Below are 7,800 nucleotides of genomic sequence, written 5' to 3'. Positions count from 1 at the left end.
CCGCCCTCCCGCCCGACTCTGCAGAAAGGCTCACCCTGACCACCACCACGACTCCCGCCGTCGACAACGACGTGTGGGGACACACCCCGGCGCTGCACGACGCGCAAGCCGCAGTCGACGCCGCCTCCGGCGACCAGGCCGCGACCGCCGCGGCCGCGCGAGCGCTCATCGTCGCCGCGGCCGCGCACGGCTGGCACACCGCGACCGCCCTCGTGTTCAGATACGAGACACCGGCCCCGTCGCCGGAGTGTGGGGACTCTGGCGAGTCCTCGACGCCGACCGGACTGTACTCCGAGCATGGGAGGACGACCCCGACGCACAGCCCAACACGAGACACTCGCCGTCTTCGCACCTTCCGCAGCGTCAGGCGACTACGACCGCCCGATGACCGGCTGCTCCGTCCTTAACAGCTACGTCGGCGCGTACCTGTTCCGCATCGAGACGACGAGCTCGACTTACTCCGTACAGCGGCAAGAGGTGCTCACGGAAGGCGACATCACCGCCATCGCGGCCGGCCGCGCTGACGTGGCAGGGGCCGGTCTGGGGGCTCCTCGGCATCCGCACGCACTGGCGAGCAGGCGTCTAGCCGGGCGCTCTCTCACCAGGCCGCGACGCAAGGTCAAGGTGAGAACGTGGTCTCTAGCACCGGGTGCGCTCGCGTCAGCGCCGCGAGCATTATGGACTCGCGATGGACTAGGTGGCAGGTGAAAGGCGCTCACGAGAATCTTGATCAGCTCCTTTGGCTGCACTCGGAGCCTCAACTTCTGGGTCTCCACGTTGTGCCTGCAACACCACCGTGCTAGGAGTCGCGCCGAGGACGACGCCCCAGTAGCTCGGCACGCCGGTCCCGCAACCCGCTAGTCTTGGACACCCCGGAAAAATCCGGTTGGTTCCGCTTCGAGGGGTCCGTATGGCTGAACCTTGGATCTACGCCGACGACATTGCGGACCATCTCGGTGTGACCAAAGACGCGATCTACACCTGGATCGCTGACAAGGAAATGCCAGCCCACAAAGTTGGGCGACTCTGGAAGTCTCAGACAGCGAAAGTCGACTATTGAGTTCGTCTCGCCAACGCAACATCCAGGGAGAGCGAATGAAATGCGCAACGGTGCGCGGCTAGGGAGGAAATTTGATGAGTGACTCGAGCCTGTTGCCGTTGCGCTCCACTTGCGTGCCGCGAGAGGATGTGCTCTACGGCGGTCTCGCCGACAATCACTTCGCGGCCCAACTCGACAAGGTCGTGCGGGACGCGGAACATTACCCGGTTTACGGCGACGCGGAAGCATTCTTTGCACAGACCTATCCGACGTCAGGCTTGAAGACGCTCCTGACTAAGACGTTCGGTCGTCTTACCGGTGCGAAGGGAGTCGCCGGGGAGAACGGTGTCCTCCGTCCGACGACATCTTTCGGCGGCGGTAAGACTCACGGCCTCACCGCCGTGTACCACCTCGCGGGTGGGGCACGTCCAGCGAACATCGCGGACTTCATCGACCCAGGTCTCCTACCAGATGGTCCGGTCCAGGTCGCCGCGCTCGTTGGCGACGCCCTTGATCCCACGGCCGGAGTGGAGACCGACGGACACCGCACCTACACGTTGTGGGGCGAGATGGCAGCGCAAATCGGCGATTCCGCGTACGAGGCCATGATGGCGAACGACGCGGAGCGCACCGCGCCCGGCACGGGCACAATCAAGGCCGCGTTTGCAGGCAAGCCGACCGTCGTCATCGTGGACGAAATCGCCAAGTACCTGCGTGCAGTGTCCTCCTCCGGCAACGAAGACGTGCGTCGCATGGCACGGGCGATTCCGGTTTTCCTCGGGAACCTGTTTGAGGTCGCCTCGGACCCAACTAACAACGTGTCCGTCATCATCACCCTGGCATCGACGACCAACGCTTTCGGCGCCGAGACCACCGAAATCAGCGACCTGACAGGCGACGAAAAGGAACGAGCCGACAACGCGAACGCCGCATCGGTCAAGGCTGCGGAGGAGACGGGCGACGTGCTCACCCGCGCGGTCCAGCCGTCTGCCGTGATTCGCCCAGCAGACGACAACGAGATCGGGGAGATTCTTAAAAAGCGTATTTTCGCGTCGGTGGATGGAACCGCCGCCAAGGCGGCAGGAGACGCGTACCGCGAGCTATACGAGACTCTGGGCAAGAGCGAACAGCTTGCTGGCGGCGCCGAACACCCAGCGACCTACGGCGAGCTGGTCGCCTCGGCCTACCCGTTCCATCCAGAGCTGGTTCGCGTGCTTGACAAGCGCCTCGGCAACATCACTCAGTTCCAACGGGCACGCGGTGCGCTGAAGCTGCTCGCAGAGGTCGTGGCACACATCTACAACACGGACGATGACACGGCAGTCATCAACGTCGGCGACATCGACTTCGACAACGACCCGGTGCTCAATCACCTCACCGATGGACTCGGACGAGCTGAGTACGCGTCCGTGGCTGGGGGCGACTTCGCAGGTAAGCACTCGCACGCAGCGGTAGTGGATGCTGATGTTTTTCCTGGCAAACCTGCGTATGCCACCCGCATTGCGCGCACCGTATTCACGCATTCGCTTGAGATGGTGGCGACCGCAGGAGCCGGGCGCAATGACTGGATCGTCGGAACACTTCGGCCCGGTGAGGACACAGCCATCTTCGAAAAGGCGCTCACCGAATCCGAGAAAGTCTTCTGGCATCTCTCATTTGACGGAGGCCGATGGCGATTCAATATCGAGCCAAACGTCAACGCCATCATCGAGACGGAGAAGCGCAACGTCGCTAACACGGCAGCTGCCGCGATGGTGGACACACTCATCCGCAACGCCTTCGCCAACGACGGGGGTGCAAAGACCATCCACTTCCCCTCGGGTCCCGCCGAGATTCATGATGAGGCTGGCCTGAGAGTGGCCGTTCTCGACTACAACGTCGTGACTGTCACGCAGAAGGGTGCACAGTTGCCGCCCACCGCCATCGTCGAAATGCTTGACAAGGTCGGCTCTGTTGGCAGCCCGAGGACTTACCGCAACGCTGTCGTGTTCGCAGTCGCCGGCGAAGAGCAGATCCTCGTCTTGAAAGATCGCGCCCGCGCCTTGATCGCGTCTAACAATCTTGCCAGTGATACGACACGACTCGCGCAGTTCAGTGACGAAGTTCGCAGGAAGGTGGAGGTGTACAACAAGGAAGCCACCCTAAATGCTCGCATCGCGGTGACCCGCTGCTACAAGCACATCTACTTCCCCGCGGGCGACAGTGCCACTGGATACCTGCGCCATCGCGAGCTCCCGGCTCAGGCACAGGGGGACACGAAGAACGCAACCTCGGCGGTGCTGAGTTTGCTCGAAGACGAAGACAAAATTCGGAGCAGTCCATTCACTGCCTCCTACCTCCGGTCGAAGACCTGGCACGCCGCGACTTCGGCCACTACCCGCTCCATCGCTGACTACTTCTGGACCGACCACACGATCCAGATTGTCCGGAACCCAAATCTAATCCGCGAAGCGATCGTCCACGGCGTAAAGAATGAGAACTGGGTCTACTATGACGCGGGCACCGGAAAGACCTACACGTCAAGCACCATGGCTGGGTTCTCGCCCGAGATGAAGCCCGACGCGGAAGTGATGACCGCTTCCGAAGCACAGCTGCGAGGCCTGCTCGTTCGCAAGCCGACTCAGACCGACTTGCGGGAGGTCATCACCACCGACGACCTCACTGGGGCTGAGATTCGCTCTCGCCTCGAAGCGCAGTGTGGCGGTGAGCCCGCCAAAACAGATGTTCTCGAATTGCTCGCCACAGCCGTGCAAGCGAGCGATTACAAGTGGTTCGTTGTCCTCGACACAGACCCGGGACCCGGCGTCCGGGCTCTGTCGCCGTCCGCGATCAAGGACAAGGGCCTCGACAACCTGCGCATCCTCAGCCGAGAAGCAGCTGATTTGCAGGAGATCGAGGTGCCGACCCGCACTCCGAACTCGAAGACCTTCAATGCGTCCGGCCCGGGCGGTGCGGCGATGCAAAGCCTGCTCGATCAAATTTCCGACTTCACTGTGCCGTCGGTAAGCACGATGACATTGAAAGTCACCGCCGACGAGGCATCTGGTACCAGTGACATTGACCTCGCCGTGGCATCGCTCGGCATGCTGCAAAAGCAGCACATCATCGTTCGCGCGACGATTCGCGCCGAGTTCAAGGGAGTCAATGGCGGAGTTCAGTTCCAGGGAACTGCCGACCGTCAAGACTTCCAGTCCGCGTACAACCACGTGAAGAAAGCCGTTGCCGGAGCGTACAAAGTCGCGGGCGAGGTTACCCTCGTCTTCCGCTTTTCTCCGGCTCTAGACATCATCGATGCCCAGTTCGCTCAAATTCACACGGTCATCAAGAATCTTGGAATGAAGAGCACCACTATGACGGCGGAGGTCACCAAATGAGCGCCGTTAAACGTATCCGCCGTACATCCCACCTAGCACTGGTCGAAGGAGTTCGCGGATTCCGGCTCGTTGTAACGCCGGGTCGAGGCGAAACCTTCGGAGTGACCCTTGAAGAGATCTATGGTGAAAACGGCAGCACAATGGCTACGCCGATCAGCACCGCCACACCCGTTCAGTCTGGTCGTATAGTTGACGCGCTGTTCGTCGCGATCCGTAAGGCGGGTCACCAGCCGAGCGTTCTTGCCTTCAAGCGCAAAGCGCCAATTCGCCTCGGCGAAGCCGAAGGAGTCCGCCTGGCGCTGGTCCTGCTCACGACCCAACCCATTGCCAAGCACGAACGGGTTCGGGCCCTCGTCGCCGGAATCAACGCTATGAGCACCGAAGAGACCTACTACTGGTACTCCAAGTGCGTGGGACTCGACGGCAACCGTGCCCGCAAAGCACTCCGAACCCTCCTCGCTGAGTAAGGACACGACGTGACCGCTTCAAGACCACGAGTCCTCATTGAGGACTGGCTACCCGTCGCGGAACTCGGCATCGAGTCACGCCGGGAACGCGGAGCAGCATCCGCGCTGCCACCGCTGTCATTTCTGCACATCTGGTGGGCGCGCCGACCACTTGTCGCATCCGCCGCGGTCGCGCTCGCCGGGGTCATGCCTGCATGGTCAGAGGATTTGGCGGGAGCGTTTCCGGACGCGCCCGAAGTGCGTACTGAATATTCCTACCGTGGATGGCTGCTTCGCCTCGTAGGTATCCTGGGTGATCCCGTCAAAGGACGTCGCATGATTGACGCGGCCAACGCCGCTGGTGTGAAGTTGCAAGGGAACGGGTACGGCTACCGCCAGGCGTTCCGGAACCCAGTCTCGCGTTCAAACATCGACTTGCTTCACGCTATCCTCCGTCGCACCTGGGGTGCACTCCCGACCGTGGCTGACCCTACTGCCGGTGGAGGATCGATTCCTTGGGCTGCAAGCCGACTCGGCCTGCCTGTTGTCGCGAACGACCTTAACGGAGTCGCAGCCAGTGTGCTGAAGGCCGGCGTCGAGATTCCTGCAACCCGCGGTCTAGACCTGCTCCCTGACATCAAAAAGTGGGGCGACGTGCTCGTCAAACGAGTGGAGAAGCGACTCAAGGAGTTCTTCCCGCTCAACGAAGGGGAAAGCGTCATCGCCTACATTTGGGCCAACGCCGTTCCTTGCCCGCGCACGGGCCGCCTCGTGCCGCTGCTGACAGACAAGTGGTTACGCAAGACCGCAGGCAAGGAGGTCGCTGTTCAGCTAGTCACCTCCGTTGAGGGAATCGAGCTCAGAGAGCCACGTTTTGAGGTCGTGCGGGGACGTGATGTGGATAGGGCCGACGCCAGTACGGGGACAATGGCACGGGGGAAAGCGGTCTCGCCGTATGACAACTTGGTTATCGACGGGGACTACATTAGGGAGACGGCCCAGAACGGGGGAATGACGCAGATCCTGTACGCGGTCGCAATCCGGAAGTCTTCCGGCGAGCGTACATTCAGGGCGCTGAGCGAACGTGACCAAGATGCGCTTCGGGCGGCTGATCGCCACTTTGATGAGGTCAAGGATGCCTGGTTCACAAGCGGTGTCCTTCCGACCGAGGAATTCCCTGACGGCAACGACCTCCGCCCGAAGAACTATGGTCTGGAACGCTGGATCGACTTTTACACCCCTAGGCAGGCGCTCGTCCATGGCACTTTCGGCGAAGAATTTGCTCAGCTGATCCCCGAAGTGCGGAACGTGCTTGGCGTGGGAGCAGAGGATGTTCTATTCGAGTTGGCGCTCATGCAAGGCAAGGCGCTCAACTGGAACTCGCGCTTGTCATCCTGGGACGTGTCTCGCCAGAAGATGAGGAGCGTCTTTGACCGACACGACTTCGCTTTCAAGTGGACGTTCGCAGAGTTCGAGGGTGCCACAGCATTGTACTCATGGTGTCTCGACCAATTGGAGGACGCATACGGCGGGATCGCGCGCCTGCTGGACGAGACCGGTGCCGCCGAGCTGGGCAAGACCGAGCGCCTTGAGCGACAGGTCACTGTCACCCAAGGTAGTGCGGCGAGCCTCACGCTCGATGACGGCTCCGTGACTCACATCTGCATGGACCCGCCGTACTACGACAACGTGATGTATGCCGAGCTCGCTGACTACTTCTACGTTTGGGAGAAGAGAACGCTCGGGCGGCTCGTACCGGAGTATTTCCACGATGACCTTACCGACAAGGACAACGAGGCAGTCGCCAACCCCGCCCGGTTCGCGATGATGGGGAGGCGGAAGCAGGCACTGGCGGACCTGGACTACGAGACAAAGATGACATCCATCTTCTCTGAATCGAAGCGGGTACTAGCCGACGACGGTGTCCTGTCCGTCATGTTTACCCACAAGCGCGCCGAAGCATGGGACACCTTGGGTATGGGTCTTCTCCAGGCTGGCTTCACCATTGAAACATCTTGGCCGGTGAACACAGAAGCCGAGGTCTCGCTCCATCAGGCGAACATGAACTCTGCCGCTTCGACGATCATGCTGGTCTGTCGTAAGCGAGCCGTTTGTGATGACGATCACAAGGTCTACCTTGATAACATCGAGCACGACATCCGCCAGGCGGCCCGCGCGGCCGCCACGCGATTCCAACATGATGGCATCGATGGTGTTGACCTTCTTCTCTCGACATACGGCCCAACGCTGTCCGTGATCTCGCAGAACTGGCCCGTCTACTCGTCGACTCCGGACGCTGATGGGCGGGACCAGTTGCTTCGCCCCGAAGATGCCCTCGCTTTGGCGCGCGAGGAGATTGTGGACCTTCGCCGTTCCCGCCTCGTCGGTCACGCCGCAAAGGTGGATGGTCTCACTGACTTCGTTCTCTTGGCATGGGACACGTTCGGTGCGCGCGAGTTCCCCTTCGACACAGCACGTCTCCTGGCTCTCGCCGTAGGAGGGTTGGACGTCGACGAATTGGAGCGCGCGAAGATCCTCTCGAAGGCATCTGGCAAGGTGAAACTCTTGACACCCAAGGAACGCCTACGTCGAGGGGCTGATTCTGAACTGCCTGGTGTGACGCCGGAAGCTTCGTCGTTCGAGCACGTCATTGACGCCGTTGACACTGCGCTCTACGTTGCAGAGATCGACGGTCAGCAGGCTGCAAAGCGGTTTCTCGACCGTCATGGATATACCAGCGACGCCGGATTCATTTCCACTCTGCAAGGTCTGGCGAACGCAATCCCGCGGACCAGGATCAAAGGCGTTTGGGTGGTGCCGGAGGCTGGCCTCATCGACACCCTCTGCACTCTCTACTTCGACGATGTCGTGCTACCGGAGGCAGAGGAGATGGCCGCACCGGCAGACCCCAACGGGAACACACTGTTCGACGTGGAGTGAC

General features: G+C 61.2%; 4 protein-coding genes and 1 pseudogene. All 5 read left to right on the top strand.

What is annotated here, in order from left to right; translation table 11 throughout:
* Nucleotides 1-910 precede the first annotated feature (910 nt).
* Nucleotides 911-1,060: an excisionase family DNA-binding protein gene (locus tag C5C69_RS05950; protein WP_104257507.1), complete on the top strand. Its 150-nt coding sequence runs from the start codon at nt 911-913 to the stop codon at nt 1,058-1,060.
* 74 nt (nt 1,061-1,134) lie between these two features.
* Entirely contained in the window at nt 1,135-4,413 is a 3,279-nt protein-coding gene (locus C5C69_RS05945; protein ID WP_104257506.1) for an ATP-binding protein, read from the top strand.
* A 101-nt stretch (nt 4,414-4,514) separates the two neighbouring features.
* On the top strand, nt 4,515-4,880 hold the full coding sequence (locus C5C69_RS16635) for a hypothetical protein (protein WP_146083600.1): 366 nt from the start codon (nt 4,515-4,517) through the stop codon (nt 4,878-4,880).
* Nucleotides 4,881-4,889: 9 nt separating this feature from the next.
* Nucleotides 4,890-5,069, top strand: a pseudogene (locus C5C69_RS17445) (DUF1156 domain-containing protein); the annotation flags it as partial.
* A 126-nt stretch (nt 5,070-5,195) separates the two neighbouring features.
* On the top strand, nt 5,196-7,799 hold the full coding sequence (locus C5C69_RS05940) for a DUF1156 domain-containing protein (protein ID WP_258065168.1): 2,604 nt from the start codon (nt 5,196-5,198) through the stop codon (nt 7,797-7,799).
* Nucleotide 7,800: the final 1 nt, after the last annotated feature.

Origin of the sequence: Rathayibacter sp. AY1C7 (genome assembly GCF_002931865.1) — a bacterium.
In the GTDB taxonomy this organism is placed as follows: Bacteria; Actinomycetota; Actinomycetes; order Actinomycetales; family Microbacteriaceae; genus Rathayibacter.
Note: the sequence above shows the minus strand (reverse complement) of the source record. Positions and strands in the feature narration are given on the sequence as shown.

Coding starts and splice junctions, on each gene's coding strand:
- C5C69_RS05950 (WP_104257507.1), top strand. CDS start 911: ATGGCTGAACCTTGGATCTACGCCGACGACATTGCGGACCATCTCGGT.
- C5C69_RS05945 (WP_104257506.1), top strand. CDS start 1,135: ATGAGTGACTCGAGCCTGTTGCCGTTGCGCTCCACTTGCGTGCCGCGA.
- C5C69_RS05940 (WP_258065168.1), top strand. CDS start 5,196: ATGATTGACGCGGCCAACGCCGCTGGTGTGAAGTTGCAAGGGAACGGG.